The sequence below is a fragment of the Paenibacillus sp. UNC217MF genome (assembly GCF_000686865.1).
GTDB lineage: Bacteria > Bacillota > Bacilli > Paenibacillales > Paenibacillaceae > Paenibacillus_B > Paenibacillus_B suaedae.
The window spans coordinates 52,603-70,825 of the sequence record NZ_KK366031.1 but is presented as its reverse complement, the minus strand read 5'-3'; the positions used below and the strand labels follow the sequence as shown (position 1 = coordinate 70,825).

General features: G+C 45.9%; 23 protein-coding genes. 7 read left to right on the top strand and 16 right to left on the bottom strand.

Annotated features, from left to right (window positions below):
• Positions 1–117: 117 nt before the first annotated feature.
• The 3 genes from BP95_RS0128710 to racE form a co-directional block, all read right to left on the bottom strand.
• Positions 118–396: a YkvA family protein gene (locus tag BP95_RS0128710; protein ID WP_081820002.1), complete on the bottom strand. Its 279-nt coding sequence runs from the start codon at positions 394–396 to the stop codon at positions 118–120.
• 99 nt (positions 397–495) lie between these two features.
• Entirely contained in the window at positions 496–1,698 is a 1,203-nt protein-coding gene (locus BP95_RS0128705) for a M14 family zinc carboxypeptidase (protein ID WP_028533841.1), read from the bottom strand.
• 194 nt (positions 1,699–1,892) lie between these two features.
• Entirely contained in the window at positions 1,893–2,705 is an 813-nt protein-coding gene (gene racE / locus BP95_RS0128700; RefSeq protein ID WP_028533840.1) for a glutamate racemase, read from the bottom strand.
• A gap of 197 nt (positions 2,706–2,902) precedes the next feature.
• Here racE and BP95_RS0128695 point away from each other — a divergent pair, with 197 nt between their 5' ends.
• Positions 2,903–4,075: a phosphodiester glycosidase family protein gene (locus BP95_RS0128695; protein WP_021253283.1), complete on the top strand. Its 1,173-nt coding sequence runs from the start codon at positions 2,903–2,905 to the stop codon at positions 4,073–4,075.
• Positions 4,076–4,184: 109 nt separating this feature from the next.
• Here BP95_RS0128695 and BP95_RS31630 read toward each other — a convergent pair whose 3' ends face one another.
• The 7 genes from BP95_RS31630 to BP95_RS33420 form a co-directional block, all read right to left on the bottom strand.
• On the bottom strand, positions 4,185–4,568 hold the full coding sequence (locus BP95_RS31630) for a YtxH domain-containing protein (RefSeq protein ID WP_036667669.1): 384 nt from the start codon (positions 4,566–4,568) through the stop codon (positions 4,185–4,187).
• Positions 4,569–4,600: 32 nt separating this feature from the next.
• The gene (locus BP95_RS0128685) at positions 4,601–5,041 is read right to left on the bottom strand and encodes a DUF948 domain-containing protein (RefSeq protein WP_028533839.1); all 441 of its coding nucleotides are present in this window, start codon (positions 5,039–5,041) and stop codon (positions 4,601–4,603) included.
• Between the two features lie 218 nt (positions 5,042–5,259).
• Positions 5,260–5,907, bottom strand: a complete 648-nt coding sequence (locus tag BP95_RS0128680; RefSeq protein ID WP_028533838.1) for a helix-turn-helix transcriptional regulator — start codon at positions 5,905–5,907, stop codon at positions 5,260–5,262.
• Between the two features lie 92 nt (positions 5,908–5,999).
• On the bottom strand, positions 6,000–6,428 hold the full coding sequence (locus BP95_RS0128675) for a DUF86 domain-containing protein (RefSeq protein ID WP_021253287.1): 429 nt from the start codon (positions 6,426–6,428) through the stop codon (positions 6,000–6,002).
• Between the two features lie 179 nt (positions 6,429–6,607).
• Positions 6,608–6,985, bottom strand: a complete 378-nt coding sequence (locus tag BP95_RS0128670) for a cupredoxin domain-containing protein (RefSeq protein ID WP_021253288.1) — start codon at positions 6,983–6,985, stop codon at positions 6,608–6,610.
• 190 nt (positions 6,986–7,175) lie between these two features.
• A complete protein-coding gene (locus BP95_RS31625) occupies positions 7,176–8,072 on the bottom strand; it encodes a helix-turn-helix domain-containing protein (protein ID WP_051614219.1) in 897 nt (298 codons plus the stop codon).
• Between the two features lie 70 nt (positions 8,073–8,142).
• Entirely contained in the window at positions 8,143–8,307 is a 165-nt protein-coding gene (locus BP95_RS33420; protein ID WP_155987360.1) for a hypothetical protein, read from the bottom strand.
• Positions 8,308–8,496: 189 nt separating this feature from the next.
• Between BP95_RS33420 and BP95_RS0128655 the strand changes: the two genes are divergently transcribed.
• Entirely contained in the window at positions 8,497–8,751 is a 255-nt protein-coding gene (locus tag BP95_RS0128655) for a hypothetical protein (protein WP_021253290.1), read from the top strand.
• Positions 8,752–9,000: 249 nt separating this feature from the next.
• On the opposite strand, the gene BP95_RS0128650 is transcribed toward BP95_RS0128655, so the two are convergent.
• Positions 9,001–9,567, bottom strand: a complete 567-nt coding sequence (locus tag BP95_RS0128650; RefSeq protein WP_231515228.1) for a CPBP family intramembrane glutamic endopeptidase — start codon at positions 9,565–9,567, stop codon at positions 9,001–9,003.
• A 339-nt stretch (positions 9,568–9,906) separates the two neighbouring features.
• Here BP95_RS0128650 and BP95_RS0128645 point away from each other — a divergent pair, with 339 nt between their 5' ends.
• Positions 9,907–10,179, top strand: a complete 273-nt coding sequence (locus BP95_RS0128645) for a hypothetical protein (protein ID WP_028533836.1) — start codon at positions 9,907–9,909, stop codon at positions 10,177–10,179.
• A gap of 26 nt (positions 10,180–10,205) precedes the next feature.
• Positions 10,206–10,496, top strand: a complete 291-nt coding sequence (locus BP95_RS0128640) for a hypothetical protein (RefSeq protein ID WP_028533835.1) — start codon at positions 10,206–10,208, stop codon at positions 10,494–10,496.
• Positions 10,497–10,706: 210 nt separating this feature from the next.
• On the opposite strand, the gene BP95_RS0128635 is transcribed toward BP95_RS0128640, so the two are convergent.
• The 5 genes from BP95_RS0128635 to BP95_RS0128615 all read right to left on the bottom strand — a co-directional run bounded on the left by BP95_RS0128635 (position 10,707) and on the right by BP95_RS0128615 (position 15,452).
• Positions 10,707–11,024 (bottom strand): hypothetical protein, encoded by a 318-nt coding sequence (locus BP95_RS0128635; RefSeq protein ID WP_028533834.1) that lies wholly within the window; start codon positions 11,022–11,024, stop codon positions 10,707–10,709.
• A 3-nt stretch (positions 11,025–11,027) separates the two neighbouring features.
• A complete protein-coding gene (locus tag BP95_RS0128630; protein ID WP_028533833.1) occupies positions 11,028–11,633 on the bottom strand; it encodes a chorismate pyruvate-lyase family protein in 606 nt (201 codons plus the stop codon).
• An 81-nt stretch (positions 11,634–11,714) separates the two neighbouring features.
• The gene (locus BP95_RS0128625) at positions 11,715–12,737 is read right to left on the bottom strand and encodes a bifunctional 3-deoxy-7-phosphoheptulonate synthase/chorismate mutase (RefSeq protein WP_028533832.1); all 1,023 of its coding nucleotides are present in this window, start codon (positions 12,735–12,737) and stop codon (positions 11,715–11,717) included.
• Positions 12,738–12,789: 52 nt separating this feature from the next.
• The gene (locus tag BP95_RS0128620; RefSeq protein WP_021253297.1) at positions 12,790–14,031 is read right to left on the bottom strand and encodes a phenylacetate--CoA ligase family protein; all 1,242 of its coding nucleotides are present in this window, start codon (positions 14,029–14,031) and stop codon (positions 12,790–12,792) included.
• Positions 14,032–14,108: 77 nt separating this feature from the next.
• A complete protein-coding gene (locus tag BP95_RS0128615; RefSeq protein WP_028533831.1) occupies positions 14,109–15,452 on the bottom strand; it encodes a phenylacetate--CoA ligase family protein in 1,344 nt (447 codons plus the stop codon).
• A gap of 292 nt (positions 15,453–15,744) precedes the next feature.
• Here BP95_RS0128615 and BP95_RS0128610 point away from each other — a divergent pair, with 292 nt between their 5' ends.
• The 3 genes from BP95_RS0128610 (at position 15,745) to BP95_RS0128600 (ending at position 18,091) form a co-directional block, all read left to right on the top strand.
• On the top strand, positions 15,745–16,275 hold the full coding sequence (locus BP95_RS0128610; RefSeq protein ID WP_028533830.1) for a tetratricopeptide repeat protein: 531 nt from the start codon (positions 15,745–15,747) through the stop codon (positions 16,273–16,275).
• A 53-nt stretch (positions 16,276–16,328) separates the two neighbouring features.
• Positions 16,329–17,726 carry a hypothetical protein gene (locus tag BP95_RS34155; RefSeq protein WP_231515227.1) on the top strand — a complete coding sequence of 466 codons (1,398 nt, stop codon included), beginning with the start codon at positions 16,329–16,331 and terminating at the stop codon, positions 17,724–17,726.
• Positions 17,727–17,878: 152 nt separating this feature from the next.
• On the top strand, positions 17,879–18,091 hold the full coding sequence (locus BP95_RS0128600; protein ID WP_021253301.1) for a hypothetical protein: 213 nt from the start codon (positions 17,879–17,881) through the stop codon (positions 18,089–18,091).
• The last annotated feature ends 132 nt before the right edge of the window (positions 18,092–18,223 follow it).

The window sequence follows — 18,223 nt, the reverse complement described above, 5'->3', positions numbered from 1 at the left end:
ACTCCGCTTTACCCCATTGTCTTGTTGTACTTTCGCAATGAAATTGTTGCGTTCGCCAACCTCTATGTCATTGTACGGGAACCTGGGGCGAGAAGCAACCTTTTGCGTCACATTCCGTCATTTTAGGTTCGGATCTTCATACTTTAGGGCACGTTTGGAAAACCAAGGCAGCAGAATTAAGGTGAGAATAATGTCATCAATCGGCATAAATGGAATCAAATCTACCGGAATCAACCAGTAGATAACAATTGCACCTACAAATACTGCCTTCTCCCAAAAAGGAACACGCTTCGATGTCAGTAATCTTGGCACCGAACTGAGAAGCAGCCACAGCCTCTGCCAAGATCGCTTAGGACGTGGTCGCCGTTGTGGACTGCGTGGAGTTGGATTCGCCAATGGTTACACACCTCCTGCTGTTAGTGTGCGTAGCGAATCAGAGATCATACAGCAGCAAGCAGCAATGCCCTTGCGTGTCCTTCATTATCGTTGCCTTCGCTATGGAAGCAGCGCTTCCTTCATGATAGCGGCTACTTCCCGATACATCCCATCGAAGTCATCGAGCGGTAGTGGACTAATACCGTTGCCAACTTCAATCGTGAAACCAGGCTTCCTGTAGCGCTGTATGAACCAATCCTTATAGCCTGCATCGCTGCCTGACAACTTCACTGCCCGATATCCACTCGCCATCTGGAATCGTTCTGCCCACGCTAAGGATTCATCTGGTTCGAAATCACGATAGTTCCAATATATTTCCTGTCCTTGCGTATGGAAGGACAGAGCTAGTTCAAATGGAATCCGCTCGGATAATCCCGCCAGCGCAGCTGCTTCCGGCTCAGACAGCGGCCTCGTCCCACCATAGTTGAGAGGTGCTGGCGAATACACACCCCTTCGGGCTTGTTCTTCCTCCCAAAAGGCAGGGAACTGATCATTGAGATCAATCCCGCGAATATTGGCTTTCCAACGATGGAATCTGCGAGAGCCTTGATTCCATTCCATAATCGAATTGTAGAACGGATGATTCGGGGAGATTCCTTCTTGCACAAGCTCTACCCCATCAGGATTCGTCATCGGTACGATCCACAATGTCGTTCGCTCATACGCAGCAAGGGGATCCCACCCGTTCCATGCCCCACCACTGTCGTAGGCTCTTGCATAATCTTCGGCAAATTGCATCAATAGCGCCGATGTGATCCATTCATTCGCATGTACGGAACCATTTGCATGCACGGGCACAGCACCGTTGCCGATTACAATTGCGGGAATCGGCTTCCCCAGCACACTCATTCCGATCTGCTCAACGCGGACGAAGGGATAACTGTTCTGCAAATGATGAATATCTCGTACTAACTGACCATAACCGTATTCGGTGGTCTTCCTCTCCCATTCCCTACTCCACTCGTAAGGGATTAGCATCAATTGACCTTGTATGATTCTCCTCGGATCAATGGTTGGATTCGCTTCGGCGAGTCGCTGTGTCGATACTTGGAATCGCTGAGCGATATGATAGAACGTGTCTTTTGCCTGCACAACATACTTATTAAACGGAAGCTCCGGAATATCAATTACTTGTCCGGGAATTGCGTATCCCTCTAAGCGCAGCTGAGGGTTGGCGTTCATCAACGCATGCAGTTGTATGCCGTAACGTGCACAAATACGAAGATAGGTATCCCCTTTTTGCACTAGATAAGGAACAGCCACGATTGTCGCTCCTCTCCCAATTCGTTATTGGTTGAGCATATGCGACGGGATAGAGGTTCATAACTTCAAGGATGATCATCCCTAGGTCGTAACACAGAGAAGGCGTTCCTATCTGGCAGACTATCTGCTCAAAGGAACGCCCTCAAATATCATGATCATATATAAGTTCATGAATCTCATTGAATGATTTTGGATTACATGATTTTAGGAATTTGCCAAATGACTGGAGTAGCCTGAATCTGCTCGCCAAGCCACTGGCGGGCGATAGTCTGGAATATTTCCGGATCGCCGCTGCAGAAAAACTGATGAACCGGTACTGCTTCCGTATTCGCCAACTGGCTTTTGTCCTGCAAAATCGTACTGATCTCGCGAGCTGTCTCTTCCGCTGAGTTTATTAATTGTACCTTAGGCCCAATCGCATCTTGGATAGAATCGGACAGGAATGGATAATGGGTGCAACCTAAAATGAGAGTATCAATAGGTACATTCTGCAACTGTTCGAGTGACTCGCGTACAACATCAGAGGTCGATTCACTGTTTCTGAACATCCCCCTCTCAACAAGAGGAGCTAGACGAGGACAAGCTTGACTGACTACTTCAACATGAGGAGACAGCCGCTTCAATGCTTGTTCATATGCGCCACTGCGGATTGTGCCTTCTGTTCCGATAACACCGACATAGCCGCTATTGGTAGCGGACAGCGCCGCACGGGCACCTGGATGAATGACTCCGATTACAGGAATGGACACGTAAGCTCGAATATATTCCAATGCTACGGCTGTCGCTGTATTGCATGCAATTACGATCATTTTAGGCTGAAATTGAATAAGATAATCTACGATTTGACGGGTGAACAGCCTTACTTCCTCGGCAGTACGAGGACCATAAGGCGAACGGGCTGTATCACCGAAATAGATGACTTTCTCCCGCGGCAGTTGACGCATCACTTCTTTGACAACTGTCAACCCACCGACACCCGAATCGAGCATGGCTATAGCTTGCTGCACGAATACACCGCTTCCTTCGTCTCTTGATTGACTGACCTTACTTACCATATGTACTCTTTAAATAAAACGTACCTCGATCTTATCAGTAAGAAGGACAAGGTTCAAGTCATCCCGTACTGGCAAAACACGGTGCGAAACTTTTTGCTTCCAAAAAACGTCATTATTAGGTGGAGACAAATTAGAAAGGGTTGAAAAAGATGCAAACGGAGCGTTCTATCTCCAAACACAATAAAAATCGAGCGTTGCCTCCGCGCCACGCAATTCGAGCAAAACAGCGGACTAGCAATCCCAAGCAAGGGAAGCCGAGGAAGAAACGATCTGTATGGCGCATTCTGCGCATGGTTGCGGCTATCTTCATCCTAATTTGCTCCCTCGGCGCCGGATGGTTATTCCTGACCCCTTCCGGTACAGATATGCGGTTCTTGATTGCCGATACACTAATTACGACGCAGCATCGACACTGGGCCAAGTATATTATTGGTCAGGCCGAATTAGACAAGCGTGTCCAAGAGTATTGGAAGAACTTCGAGCGAATGGGAGATGAGAAAGCCACAATTGATATCAAGAAGCCTTCCATTGCTGAACAAACCAAAAAACCACTCATCGAATATAAGGAAGTAAGCGGTACAGGCGCTACCGGTGCTTCGTTCAGTGGGTATCTGATGATAGTGAACGATCCATCCAAAATTCGAATTGGCGTTCCCGGCAAGGCCGGAAGAGGCGAGAAGGTCTCTAGCATGGTAAAACGTACTGGTGCCCTTGCAGGAGTCAATGGCGGTGGATTCGCTGATCCGAACTGGGAAGGCAATGGCTTCAAACCAATCGGAGTCGTCATCAACGACGGCAAGTTATATTACAACGGAGTAGGCAAGAAAAATACACAAATTGTAGGGATAGATAAGGATGGGAAAATGGTCGCCGGCAACTTCTCGGTGAGCGAGCTGCTCGACATGGGGGTAAAAGAAGCAGTTACCTTCCAGCCTCGCATGATCGTGAACGGCAAGGGGCAAATCCGCAATCATGCGGACGGATGGGGAATTGCACCTCGGACGGTAATGGGGCAGCGTGAGGATGGAGCAATTTTATTCCTTGTTATTGATGGCCGCCAGCCTCATAGTATCGGGGCCGACTTATACGACTGCCAAAAAATTATGCTCGAGAATGGCGCAATCATCGCTGCTAACTTGGACGGAGGCTCGTCTACTGTACTTGTCGAGAAGGACGGCGTCATCAAAAATTCACCATCAAGCCAATATGGCGAACGTTACTTGCCTACTGCATTTTTAATTTTTGAACATCCTGAAGAAGCGAACATCCCCAACATTTGGGAAGGATTGAATCCGGGTGATATCGATCCATCCAAGTGGTAATCAACGTAATTAGACGTATTTGAAAACACAATGATCCCTACCATCTCATTGCTTTCGCATAAAGTGGTAGGGATTTTTAACAATAAACGCTGCTAACGTCTCCTTGCGGCTATTGTACTTCTTCCTTATTCTCCCCATCCTGCACGTTCACTTCCGCCTCTGCTTCCTCATTCCATTCCTCAGTCGGTTCTGCTGTTTGTTCAGCAGATAAGCTTGAAATGGCCGCGATTTGCGCCTCTTCTGAATTCCGCTGTTTCCATGAGCTGAAGCCTTGCTTGAAGGATGCAACCTTGCCCTTGGCGGATGAAATCAACTCGTCTGTCTGCTCTCCAACCTGCCTTGCCCACTCCTGTGTCCGTTCACTGACCTGCTGTGCACCCTCTGCAATATCTTTGCGCAGCTCGCGACCGCTCTTCGGTGCGAACAGCAATGCCGATACCGATCCAATCACACTTCCGATTAATGCCCCTATCCAAAACTTCTTATTGCTCATCTTTCCTTCCTCCTCATCACTCAGTACCCGGTCTATTTCTCCGAGCTAGGAGATGTAGACGAGCTAGGAGAGCGCCCAGATAGCTTCCCTTGAATGGAGGCCCATATAGAGCATCCTAGCTCGAATAGCTGGAGGATATCCGTCAATCGCTGCTTCCCTGCAGATTCCGTACCTTGCTGGCTAGCATGAGATATAATTCGCTCCAATGCATCATTTCCTCGTTGAATGATATCCCGGGCACGCTGCAATTCATGTGTCCACTCCTTGACCGTTCCTACTGTCTGTTCTGTTTCCTTCAGCACATCCTCAGCACGACGCGTCAACACTTGGAGCTGGTGAGCTAATTGCTTCCCTTCATCCAAACTAGCGTCTGCCTTCCCCAATGTGCGCATCCCACGGATAATCAGAACGATAGCAGCTATACATACAGCACTCCAAGCAATAGCAGCCAACAAGATGCTCCATTCCGTCATCGTCTCCCCTCCTTAGCTGTGAAATCAACCGGGCGCATGCCCATGTCGTATTGACAGTATAAGGAAGTTGGGCTCGTATTGACACAACCATGCCTGTACTTTTTGGGTATGCCTGTCCTGTGCAGCACAAAAAGACAGACCCCTGAGGGGTCTGCCTACATCTACCTAACCTATGCAGGAATACGGCTGTGCAACGGTGTGCGCTGAACTCATTCCATTTATTCCTGCTTGTCTGTTCGAGGACGAATCTTGTACGTACAGCGCTGACCCCGCTCAGCAAGGCATTCTGTCCGTTCTACATCACTATCCAGTAAATCCCGGAACAAAGCTAGTTCACAAGCACACGGTTCTTTATATTGCTGAGCGACTTGTGCGATCGGACAATTGTACTCATGCAGGAGCCAGCTTCCATCGTCTGCTTGCTCCGTCTCAACCATATATCCATTTGAGTCTTGGATGTGACCAAGCGCTTCTAATCGTGCTTCAAAATTCTTGCCTTGGACAAGGGGTGTGTATTTTTCCAGCATCGACTGTTTTCTGCCTTCGAACAGACGTTGGACACTATTCTCATCCTGCCAAGATTCCATTTCTTGAAGCAGATCTAATATAAGCTGATGATATTGCTTCGGAAATCGTTCGTCACCCGTATCAGACAAGCGATACATTTGCAAGGGACGACCCATCTGCTGACGAACCATTTCGGTGTCCAGCAAATGATCCTGCTGCATGGCATATAAGTGCCGTCTTACCCCCATTTCTGTCATCTCCAGCTGCTTGGCAAGCTGAGCAACAGACATAGCTCCATTTGTCTTGAGTAAGCCCATAATCTCTTCACGTGTGGATAATTTGCGTACTGGTTGCTTCATGTAACCACCTTAACTTTGGTTGTCATCGTATCGTCATTGTATCGCATCACTCCCATACAGACAACAACCTTGCCTAAGATCCCATACATGAATTATTTTAGTGCCAGTTCTTTCGTTATGAAGTGGCGAACAGATTGAGCGAATTCTGGCAGCCATACAGGGAGGCTGGACAGCTGAGGATGTATCGCCCCTCTCTCCCAAGCGATATAATCTTGAACCAGCGCCCTGCGCAAGACAACAAGCTGAAGCAACGACGCATGAAGCTCAGGTGATACCGCTTGTTCCTGAGCAATAATCTCGACGATATCCTCATAGCTGCTCGCATCACGCATCAAGAATCCGTCAATAAGCAAGCTGCCGACATCGGTTATGATCTCGATCGCGATGTGCAGCGCACGTTCCTGCGCGAACGAGCTATGTAGACTTCCGTCCCATTTCGCTATAATCTGCTCTACTGTCTGTATGAGATTCGGTATAAAATCAAGACGCTGCTCGATCTGCTCCATGTTCACGTAATACATTCGTTAGCCCTCCCTTGAGATGGTATTGCGTATAACGCGGAAGTCGACTTCTACTTCATCCCTCAAAGCCTAAGTCTTCCGTCCCATTACTACATTCGGCGTAGGTGATCAATCTCCTGTTCCTGCCTGCGGCATGAAAAAAAGGAGCTTGCCAGCCCCTTCTCTCAACTAAAAACGTATTATTCTACAATAAGAACCGATTTCATATCATCATGGCCTGTTCCACACATAACCGAACATTGGATTTCGTATTTGCCTGGTTTCTCAAATACAACGTCCTTTTCCATTTGGCCATCCTTCAGATCAATGCCTAAATCTTTAATTTCAGCACCATGCAAGCCGGATTTGTTCACAAGCTTCATGCGAACCTTCTCCCCAGCCTTCACTTTATACTCCGGTTGGTCGAACTTAAAATCACTCGTTGCCACAAGCTTAACTAGAGTGACTCCCTCAGGAGCTGCCTCCTCGACCTCCGGCTTCGGCATATTGAACAGCATCAAGCCAGCGGCAAGCAGGCACGCAATGCTGAACAAAATGAACATAGCCCATTTCTGCATAACAGTTCTACGCCCCTTCGTCAGTTACATTCATCACTTCTCATATTACAAAATCTTTCCTATTTCTCTCAATACATTCTTGTAAATTTCGGAAGCAAATTTTGTAAATGTGACAATTCAATGAACATCAAATAGGTGTAAAATGACATTTCTTGTGTCTTGAGGAGAAGATATCCATGTAAAAATAACATTACGCTTCTAGCTGTTCATTCGTATCTCGCAGTTCACTAGGTGACATTTGGAAGTGATCCTTGAATAGTCGATTGAAGTTGGACAGGTTGCGGAAGCCACTTTCTGCGGCAATCTCGATGATTTTTTCATTCGAAGAGGTTAATAACTGAGCTGCATATGTCAATCGAAGCCTGATGAGATAATCCAGTGGTGATGTGCCTACCGTCTGTTGGAACAACGCACTGAATCGGGATGGGCTTAAATGTGCCAAATCAGAGAGCTTCTTCAACGTCCATGGAAAGGCTAGTTGACCTTCCATTACGCGTATGACTTCTTTCACCGTCTGCACACCTCTAGATGGCGCAGGAGTATAGCTAGAGAGGGGTTTGCTAGCATATCTGCTAAGCAGCGACAGCAGCCGCATGTATTGTGCTTGAACGATAGATACATAGCCAAACTCCCTCTGAGCCAGCTCTTGCTTCACATCCATCAACACTTCGGATAGCAATCCGCATTGCTGCATAGACCGATACAGGACATGTGGCACAGTTTGTCCGATACGATGTATTACGGAACTCATATCTTCGGCCCACCAACCATTCATCTGGTGAGGCGTCTCAAGATGAAACGCTTCCAGCAGCAGCTGATCTGTCCCGCATACCCGATGCAATTGCTGAGGTGGGATAAGCACAATGTCGCCCTGCTGGATCGTATACTGTGTTCCGTTAATGATATATAGGCCGTTGCCCCCAGCGACACGATTGATTTCCCAATGCGAGTGCCAATGCGCGAGGGTCACCCTTGGATGATTGCCATGCACCATTTGCTCGATTCTCGGCATCATCACGTTCTGCTGCTCGCCTCCCTTTTCAACTGAAGCGTGGCCCGATGATTCTAAGTCAGAGTACCTTATCATATAATTATCAACCTCCTGGCATTCTGCTATGAATATAGAGGTGAACATTGGTTAAGATTATGAGAAAGGCTTATTTGCGTTTGTGTGAAGCGGAAATACTCTCAGCAAGTTTGGACACCCGCTCCTCCTGCTTCATCGTCATTCGCGCAAGTATGGAGTTAATTTCATTTTGAAGTTCGTTTCTCTTTTCAATTAGTTCACTAAGATGCTTGAATTCTGTGTCGTCTTCATGCATGGTGGGCTCCTCCAATTTTGTCTCAAAGTCATTCGCTCACTATATGTATCACCATCTGCAAGACAAATGAAAATACTTAATTTTTGGAATATGGATTTTCCACCCTTCGTGAAGAAATAAATTGACAAACGAGCCCAAACAACATAATATGTTACTTGCAAAAAATTTAAGGATGCAGGTGAAGCCAACGTGACCTATGAACCGATTGTAAAGGAAAAAACGTTAATCGAACGCAACGATGCCGATAACCTTTATCAAGTAAAAGTAAAATTGCAAGATGGTACGCTATGCCGCGTCTTTTATAATCACGGTGCCAAACATGTTAGCAGACTGCTTACTATTCCATGCCCGATTTGCCGCAAGGATTTCATTTGCAAATGCATGAGTCGCTTCGCAGACCAGCTTGACGAGCAGATCAACTTGCCTGAACTGCTGGCTAAGTAAATCGCACAACGATTCATCCGTTCGGATTCGTTCACTGAATATAAGCAGAATACAAACTCTCTTACTGCCTCGTGCGGGAAGGGAGTTTTTGTTATGCCTTGCAGCATAAACTTTCAGCCCTTTTTCTCCTCTCAACAAAGCAACCTAATTATACCATTTATTCATTGTAAATTTGAATAACCCTCCATTTTCTAAATTTTTTTTATCTTCCCTTTCCTAGCTGTAAACGCATGTTAGTACCGCTCGCGGCTATAAGAGCAGACCACTGAAAATCATAAGAACATTCATCCACGTATGCCAGACCACGACAGGAATGAGGCTGTTGGATTTGATCGTAATTCCTCCGAAATACAGCCCACCCAGCGCAAAGGCGATGCAAACGCCCCATGGGAATCCAAGGGAATAATGCTGTAAACCAAACCCTGCGCTAGTCACAATTACTGCCCACCTATCACCTAATTGTTCAGAGAACCGGCTAAGAAGCACCCCTCGCCAGATGATCTCCTCCAACACATTTATGAATGAAAAAGCGAGCGCGAATAACCAAATCTCTTGCACGTGACCCCACCCGTTTCGAATCACAAACGGCATAAAAGCTACAGAAGTCGCTGCAATTGCGACGGGCAAGAAAACCTTAACTTTGGATTGACGGAAGCCCGACCAAATAAATGGTATATCTATCCGCTCGTTCCAAAGCGGTTTTTTCGCATACAGCATAAAAGGTAATTTTTGAATAAGCGCTAAGACAAGCAAGGGAATGAGGATACAAATCAGTGACAATCTGTTGAGAAGGATATGCCATTCTTTGGGCTCCAAATCGTGAATCCAACTTGAGTTTATGAATAAATAGAGAGCAAATCCGGCCCCCAAGCCTATCGTTGTCAGGAGAAATGATCGCATTGGCTTGTAAATGAAAAGCAAGCCAGTACAGCATACCCACAAACCCATCAATATGTAGTTTTGCGTTTGCAGGGAGATCATAAGTGATCCAACCAAGAATAGACAAGCTACATTTCGAAATAAAGTGAAATTCATTCTTTATCCTCCTTATGGAATAGACAATCGTGGAATTACGCTGGAGGGTGCTCATGTGTCCATATTATCGAGGCACTCCATACATATACTGGACTATTGTGAGAGGATGTGAGTATTGACATGGATAGGAAGGAAATGGGCTTTGCTGATCGTGTAATCTTTATTCTCGGACTAACCCTAGCCGGTGTACTGACATTTGTCCTTCTGGTCGGAGTCATTGTTGCAATATTAAAATTTTTCATGGATAGAAAGGAACGAACCATCCAAGTTCAGCCAGCTCCAATGCTAAAGGATGATCCAAAAGCACCTTTGGAAAGTGTTTCGACAAGTAAGCAATTATCTGAAGAAAAAGAATTGCAAGTCAATGATGAGCAAGAGAGACCACCGAATTAGATGATTTTAGAATGGAGATGACACAATTGGCAACGAATAATCAAGGGATGTCGAAGTTCTTTAGTGATGTGAAGAACGGATTTTTACATTTCGCCAATACCTATTCCGTAGCGGTGAAAAGCGGCGCGAATGTGGCAGAGAAGCAAATTATTGATGCGATGGAGGATGCGGATCAACCATCCGATATTCCTGCTGGAAAGCTGTTCGCAGCCGTTAAAATTGGCGTACAACATGCCAGTGAGCATTTGGTGAATTCAGGTATGGAATTCGCAGAACAAATGAAAAACAGTCAGAAAAGCAATATGGAGAGAAAGTGAATTTTGCCATCGCTACAATTAAATAAAAGGGTTGACTCTCTGTTTCGTGTTTTCTCCTCTTGGTTGATGAACGTACGTTATTGACCAGAGGTTTTTTTGAGTTGGACACGCATCTGCTACGAGAGCATGGTTTGAATTATGGAGAAAACATAGGACCACTTCCTTCAACGATAATAAGAAAGCAGTCCCTATTACATTTTCATGTATTTATTACTCTTTATTTTCCTTCTCTTTTGCTTTTTTTTCTTTTTCTTTTTCCTTTTTTTCTTTTTCACGCTGCTCTTTCTCAATCTCTTTTTGTGCCTTTTCTTGCTCCTTTTGTGCTTTTTCTTGCTTCTTTGCTTGCTCTTTTGCCTGCTCTTCTTCTTTTTTCTTAGCTTTTTTCTCAATCTCCTTCTGTTCTTTCAGTCTCTCCTTTTCTTTCTTTTCTTCTTTTTTCTTTGCTTTCTTCTCAAGTTTAGCCTGCTCTTTCGCCTTTTCTTTTTCCTCTTTGTCCGTCGATTTCTGTTCTTTCATTTCCTCACTCATGTTTTATCCCTCCATTTTGGAATTGAGAACCTTGTTCAAACGGTATCTAATGACTTCTGGATTAAAATATTCAAGCATATGAATCCCTGGAAATACCTGAAAATAAATGTCATATCTCTTGTAAGGGATTTTAGTAGTGTGCAACTCAGGGATACGAAGATTGTGAGGCTTTTGGAACAGATCAACAGCCTCTTCTTCGCCCTTGAGCCCAGAATCAACCACTTTCCTGTAGGATTGTAATCCCATCGAGCTGATTGCTTTGCCAATCCCCTCTTGTCTATGAGCAATACTCTCAAACAAAGAATCGGGTACGTACTTTGAATTCACGATTGCAATATTGTGAGAAACGATTAAGTCACTTTTGTCGCTTATCAATAATGATTCTCTCAGATATAAAGGAGCGGCAGAGGAGTCCACTTGATAATCAGCAGGTACTTCATTCAATTGCTCTTGTCGAATGACCGTTACGCGCATCTTTTCATCCAACAAGGTTTCCAGCAAATCTGTTGTCCTTCCATCTGTCACTAATAGCAAATCGAAAATCAGTTTCTGCAAAAAGTCCAATTCTTTCCCCGCATACTTCGAGTCCTTGCCATCGGTATCTGTCATACAGTTACCTCCATTAGCCGTATGTCAGCTCGTGTTGATATATAACCTGTGTACAGCAACTTCTGGGATGATGCCTTGCTGCTAACGATAGAGACCGGAATCGCGGAGACCCTGCAAGAAGGTGTGAAATTCGTCAAGATTCAACTGCTGCTTCGCATCAGAAAGTGCAACCTGCGGATTCGGATGCACTTCGACCATAATACCGTCCGCGCCAGCTGCTAACGCTGCTTTCGCGCATGGAAGCATAATATCCTTACGACCAGTCGCATGGGTAACATCCACGAGAACGGGGAGATGGGTCTCTTGTTTCAATATCGGAACAGCAGAAATATCGAGTGTATTACGCGTCCATTTCTCGTAGGTGCGAATTCCGCGCTCAATTAACATAACTTGGTTATTCCCGCTGGATAGCAAATATTCAGCCGCAAATACGAATTCTTCGAGTGTGGCGGAGAGACCGCGTTTCAACAAGACAGGCTTTTGGGTTTGGCCAACGGCTTTCAGCAAATCAAAGTTATGCATATTGCGGGCACCAATCTGAAAGATGTCAATGTAACGAGCTGCCGTGTCAATATGCTTAGGGCTCATGATCTCACTGATCGTCACCATCCCCGTTTCATCAGCCACTTCCTTCATGATTTGCAATCCTTCTTCGCCAAGGCCTTGGAAATCATACGGTGATGTTCTTGGTTTATACGCGCCTCCTCGTAAGACGGTAATGCCGGCATTCCTCATTGCGGCAGCAACGGTAAGCAGCTGATCTCTGCTTTCAATAGAGCAGGGGCCAGCGACGATAATAGGCGAAGAGCCGCCGATTTTAGTATGATTTACTTGAATAACGGTATCCTCACTCTTATGCTGGCGGCTAACGAGAAGCTTGCGCTCGGCAGGAGCCTCTTTTTTTATTTCAGGATTCGCCAAAGAATGGGTAGCAAGCTCTTTCAGTAGTTGTTGGTTGCCAACTGGCTCCGCTTGTGAAATGCCCTGCTTATTCTTTTCTTGAACGATTTCCGCAGCCATTCGTGCACGTTCGTTCATCAGATCAAGCAATTGTTTATTAATTCCATCCCATTGCGTAATTAATTGTTTCCATTTGTCGCTCAATACGAGTACACCCCTCTTTTTCACAATTGACTGCAGCCTTTCCCTCATCAGCTTAGATTTTATTTCGCTTCTGGATATATACCGGTTTGGTCGATGGCGCGTTATTTACGAGCCCAACTCGATCGAGAAGCGTTGCGTCGGTAATGATTTGAAGGGTGATTGGTAAATGAAGCTTTTCAGCTAATCGAGTTTGGATGTCCTCCCTACTCCATTGTCCAGCATCGTGCGAATCAAGAAGAACGTACAATCCCTCTTCTTGCTCCAATACCTTCCATGCATCTGGGGCAGGTGTCAACGAATAGACAGCTTCTTGGATGTCATAAGCATCTAGAATCGTATCACCGATTACGATTCGATCCTTACTTCTACCGTAATGCACCAACTTGCCCATTGCTCGCCCACAAGCACACCTGGAAGGTTCGACGGAGATAATATCTTCATTAAAGTATCGCAACAGAGGAGAAGCTTGATGTGTGAGCGTTGTTATCGCCGCAAACCCTCTTTCTCCTTGAGCAACAGGACCTGAACCATCTTCATGCAGCACTTCCACGTAAAAATCCTGCTCCACGATATGCATCGATCCATACTCACACATGGTTGCAATATTCGCGGTTTCAGTCGAACCATACATATTAAAAACGGGTACACCCCACAGCCTCTCGATATGCTCTTTGCGTTTCTCGCTCATTAACTCACCAGCGACGCATATAGCCCGTAGCGCTGGTAATTCTGTGTTCACATCCAAACCAATGAGACGCGCTGTCTCAGCCAGAAGCTCCATCTCGCGCGGAAGCCCCGCTAATACGGTAACTTGTAGGCGCTTCATAAGACTTAATACTCTCGGATATGGTGTAACTACCGTACGTCCGCTTGCAGGTACAACCCCTGCTCCTGTCTGCCAAGCAGCTTGCTGCATTAAGAAGGCGGGCAGCGCCAGTGCATACGGGAATCGAATCAGCACAAGATCATCCGCTGTTAATCGGACTCCGCATTCCTGAAGCTGTCTTCCGCCTACTCGCATATCTTCATGCGTGAACCAAGAAGCGGAAGGTTCTCCGGTTGTACCCGTGGATTCGTGGTATTGGGCAATCTTACTCATTTCGACAGCTAGGTGTCCGAAAGTACCGGCATTCCGGAGATCTTCTTTCGTTGTCAAGGGCAGTGTTTGAATGTGCTCCATCCCGATATCATCGATGTTATAGTTCGCTAATCGATCCTGATATAGAGGAGATTTCATTAGGCGTACTAATAAATTCTTGAACTTCTCCTCCCGCTCCCTCTGAATATCGGTCATAAGGGCACCTCCTCTCGGCGTAACACGGCGCTTCAGGATGGTTAATGCGAATCCTTGGCCCCATGCTCCTAGCTGTCTTACGTGAATATTCGCGTTGCTTTGCCAAAAGTCCGAGGAATATCATGTCTGATTTCCACTTCGCAATCAATGCCGATTCGATCCGTCATATGCTTCCGGATTTTCGTTGCCAATTGCTCATCTGTTAATTCCGTCCGAAACGGTTCGGCTTCAATCTTGAATAATCCCTGATTCAATTTGAAGTGATACCACATACCCACATCTGGAATTTCCATCAAAAATTGTTCTAATAGGAACGGTGAGTAGTCCTCATCCCCCAATCGAATCATGCTTTCCATTCTTCCTCTCAAATGAAGGACGTCCATCGTGAGACCGCAATCACATTTGGATTTCTGTAAATATCCGATGTCCCCACTGCGATAACGCACCATTGGCATGGCCTCGCGCAACAGCGTCGTTACAACGATTTCTCCCGTCTTGCCGTAAGGGAGCTTTTCCTGCGTAACTGGATTAATAATTTCGACTTTTACATGTCCCTCCATCACGTGATAACCTTTGTGCTCACTGCATTCGACCGCGACGACGCCACATTCGGTCGATCCGTAGAAGAAGGATACTTCGCATCCCCACCATTGTTCCAAACGCTCACGGAATTTATAGGAGCAGCCTTCACCTGTAAGCACTATTTTTTTCAATCGTATGTCTTCACCTATTTTGATGCCGAACCGCTCGCTTTCTTCGGCCAAAAGCGCCGCATAAGAGGGCGTCGTAGTCAGAACAGTAGCTTGGAACTCCTTCATCAATTCTAATGACTTATCGACGGGAGCCATGTAACCGCCTTTGCCAAGTGACAGTACTGCCGTTCCAAATGCAAACTGAAACAACCGCTGAAACCCAAGACCAGGCAGAGCAAATTCATAAGGCAAGGCGACGGCTACCACATCAACATCCGTTTCCTTAAACAATTCCAAATATTTCGGCAGCAAATCATAGACATACTGATCAGCTAACGAGTACGAGGTATAAATAGGCTTTCCCGAAGTACCGCTCGTAAGGTGAACCTGCCCGATTTCTTTCGGGTCTACACATAAGATCTTCTGCTTATCGCCTCGAATGACGTCTTTATTCAATAGCGGTACATTTGTTAATTGCTTCAGGCTTTCAATCTCCGGCACTGTAAAGCCTGCTTCTTCCAGCTTTGAACGATAATATTCATTGTGGTCCCAAACATGAGCAAGCGTGGCGTTAATTGCTTGTAACTGATACTCTTCGATTTTTTGCCGAGGCAGCTTCTCAATGGTGCTTCCATCCTCATCCAATTTCGTGAAAAATGCTTTGAATTGTTCTAGATGGGATGTATGTTCGTCCACGGTTACCTTCATTTTATGGGTTTGTGCTTTCATAAAAATCCTCCTAACCATTTTCAGTCCACACCTGCGGCATGTTATTCGTCTAGCATTCTCTCAATGTTTTTTGTACTCCCCATCCCTCCAAGTCATCCTTATATGAAATGCAGGCAATGTCACCCTTGACTCGGACAACTGTATATCTTCTGAAAACTGATTTTTTCATCCAATCAATGCAGTAGGGACTCGCATATCGTAGCAATTATATAACCTTCGAAATCATGAGTTGTTGGCGTAGAGGGACTCGACTTTCAAATGAATGGCGAAGCAAATTGGAGGTTAGGCATACATGTCATCTGACAGCACTCCTGAAAAACAATTCAAGATCGTAAAAAAGCTTCTTCAAGATGGAGTTGATGGAGACAAACAGGCAGCGAAAAGAGCGCATGAGAAGCTTTTAAGGCTCCGTGAGACCCAGCCTCATCATGCGCTTATTGAAGCCTATTACGGTAGTTCATTAGCCCTCTTATCACGTGATGCCGTCAAACTTGTTGAGAAAGAAGAAAAAGCACTCGAGAGTTTAGAGGTATTGAATCAAGCAGTAGAAATGGATCCCAACGAAAAAGAAATTCGCCTCTTACGCGGAAGTGTCTGCCTGCATCTGCCGGAGTCTTATTTCTATTCTTCGAGAATAGCGATCGAGGACTTCACATTCCTCCTTGACCGTTATCAACAAGATTCAAATTACCTTACCCACAATCAAGTCAGAAGAGTACTTCGAAAGCTGAGCAAAGCCTACCAAAATAGCGGCAATCCCGCCAAGGCGAATGAAGTCTCACAGCGTCTTGCCTCCATGTATCCAAAGAAAAAAGATGATTAGAATCATGCAAGCGAGCAATGTGTTCATGCATGAGTACAGAGAGGATGAATTGAGTGACAAACCTTAATCCCAGCGATATGGAAGGCTCAGACTTAAATGAGACTTCAACATCGAGCGATGATCATGCTTCATTGACCGAATCTGTTCTAAATTCCGTGTCAGATCAGGTGTCTACTCCGTCTGACCCGTTCAATGAAAGACTCACCCTAGCTATCCAACTGTATCTGGATGGCGTAGCTGGGAGTGCGGCTGCTGTTCAAGAAGCACATCAGATTTTAGAACAGCTGCACGTCGATGATCCAGATCATCCTCTTGTTGGTGCTTACTATGGCAGCACCATGATATTGATTGCAAGAGATAAAACAGAGGCATCTGATAAATTGAAATGGTCAAAACAGGGATTGAAAATGCTCGACAATGCGGTAGCCGCCGACCCACACGACAGTACGATCCGACTGCTTCGCGGCAAGTCCTCTTACAATCTCCCAGAGCAGTACTTCCATCGGACGAAGACGGTGATTGAAGATTTCACCCACGTCCTCAATACACCATCTGACACGCTTGACACTGAAAAACAATTGGAACTCATCTATGAACTCGGTGAGGCTTGCATTAAGATAGGCCAGAACCAAGACGCGGCTACGTATTTTAGAAAATTGGAGAGTCAAACACAAAATTCGGCATGGAAGCAGCTATCCAAGCAAAAGCTGCAAGAGCTAGAAGGAAAACCAGCAGTTGAAAAAATACCAAACAAAGGCCCTTCTTCCATCTTGATTGAAGCTACTCGAACTGTAGGCAACGCCCTCCTTTCTTGGTTTGGTAATGATAAGGAGTATGAAAAAGCGAAAGAAAAGGCGGAAGAACGCGCGAAAAAACGTGCGAAAGAACGGGCAGAAGAACGGGCAAAAGAACGGGCAAAAGAACGGGCGAAAGAACGCGCGGAAGAACGCGCGAAAGAACGCGCGGAAGAACGCGCGAAAGAACGCGCGGAAGAACGCGCGAAAGAACGCGCGGAAGAACGCGCGAAGGAACATGAGAAGGAGCATGCGAAGGAACATGTGGAAGAACGTGCGAATGAGCATGTAGAAGAACGTGCGAAGGAGCATGCGGAAGAACGTGTGAATGAGCATGTGGAAGAACGTGTGAACGAGCATGTGGAAGAACGTGCGGAGGAACGTGCGAAAGAACGTGCGAAAGAACGTGCGAAAGAACGTGCGAAAGAACGTGCGAAGGAACGTGCGAAAGAACGTGCGAAAGAACGTGCGAAGGAACGTGCGAAGGAACGTGCGAAGGAACGTGCGAAGAAACGTGTGAAAGAACGTGCGAAGGAACGTGCGAAGGAACGTGCGAAAGAACGCGCGAAAGAACGCGCGAAAGAACGCGCGAAAGAACGCGCGAAGGATCGTGCAAAGGATCGTGCAAAAAGACGCGCGAAAGAAAAAGCCAAATAGCTGAGTGCAAGAAATGGCCTTAGAAAAAGAAAAGAAATATCTCTCCTTCTAAACCACTCCTGATGTTAGTTGGTCGACGTTAGCAGGAAGTCGAATCCCCATCAGACTATACCTCAGGGGGATACCCGTATTATCGGAAGGGGGTGAGATACATGTCTGATAAACACAAAGAATTTTTCAAGGGTTTCCTTGATTCTGCTTTAAAAAGCGGCGCTAACAACTTCGGCAAACATCTTCTAGATGCAGTAAATGACGAAAACCAACCTGTTGATATTGTTTTGGGGAGAATCGTAACTGCCCTTAGGGACGGTGCCATTGCAACAGGCCAAGACGTGTTGCGAGCTCAACTTAATCAGGATAAGTAGTTAACTTGAATCACATGGAATTCCCTAAATGATGCACTAATAGATAAGAGTGATAGGAATTTTACGTAAATAGTCCCATGTCTAGAAGGGGTTGTTGACAAAATGGGTTGAGGATCTTGTCCTCAGCCCATT

Excerpts from the sequence above, each read along its gene's own strand:
- BP95_RS0128695 (WP_021253283.1), top strand. The coding sequence starts at position 2,903 with ATGCAAACGGAGCGTTCTATCTCCAAACACAATAAAAATCGAGCGTTG.
- BP95_RS31630 (WP_036667669.1), bottom strand. The coding sequence starts at position 4,568 with ATGAGCAATAAGAAGTTTTGGATAGGGGCATTAATCGGAAGTGTGATT.
- BP95_RS0128685 (WP_028533839.1), bottom strand. The coding sequence starts at position 5,041 with ATGACGGAATGGAGCATCTTGTTGGCTGCTATTGCTTGGAGTGCTGTA.
- BP95_RS0128680 (WP_028533838.1), bottom strand. The coding sequence starts at position 5,907 with ATGAAGCAACCAGTACGCAAATTATCCACACGTGAAGAGATTATGGGC.
- BP95_RS0128675 (WP_021253287.1), bottom strand. The coding sequence starts at position 6,428 with ATGTATTACGTGAACATGGAGCAGATCGAGCAGCGTCTTGATTTTATA.
- BP95_RS0128670 (WP_021253288.1), bottom strand. The coding sequence starts at position 6,985 with ATGCAGAAATGGGCTATGTTCATTTTGTTCAGCATTGCGTGCCTGCTT.
- BP95_RS31625 (WP_051614219.1), bottom strand. The coding sequence starts at position 8,072 with ATGATAAGGTACTCTGACTTAGAATCATCGGGCCACGCTTCAGTTGAA.
- BP95_RS33420 (WP_155987360.1), bottom strand. The coding sequence starts at position 8,307 with ATGCATGAAGACGACACAGAATTCAAGCATCTTAGTGAACTAATTGAA.
- BP95_RS0128645 (WP_028533836.1), top strand. The coding sequence starts at position 9,907 with ATGGATAGGAAGGAAATGGGCTTTGCTGATCGTGTAATCTTTATTCTC.
- BP95_RS0128635 (WP_028533834.1), bottom strand. The coding sequence starts at position 11,024 with ATGAGTGAGGAAATGAAAGAACAGAAATCGACGGACAAAGAGGAAAAA.
- BP95_RS0128630 (WP_028533833.1), bottom strand. The coding sequence starts at position 11,633 with ATGACAGATACCGATGGCAAGGACTCGAAGTATGCGGGGAAAGAATTG.
- BP95_RS0128620 (WP_021253297.1), bottom strand. The coding sequence starts at position 14,031 with ATGACCGATATTCAGAGGGAGCGGGAGGAGAAGTTCAAGAATTTATTA.
- BP95_RS0128615 (WP_028533831.1), bottom strand. The coding sequence starts at position 15,452 with ATGAAAGCACAAACCCATAAAATGAAGGTAACCGTGGACGAACATACA.
- BP95_RS0128610 (WP_028533830.1), top strand. The coding sequence starts at position 15,745 with ATGTCATCTGACAGCACTCCTGAAAAACAATTCAAGATCGTAAAAAAG.
- BP95_RS0128600 (WP_021253301.1), top strand. The coding sequence starts at position 17,879 with ATGTCTGATAAACACAAAGAATTTTTCAAGGGTTTCCTTGATTCTGCT.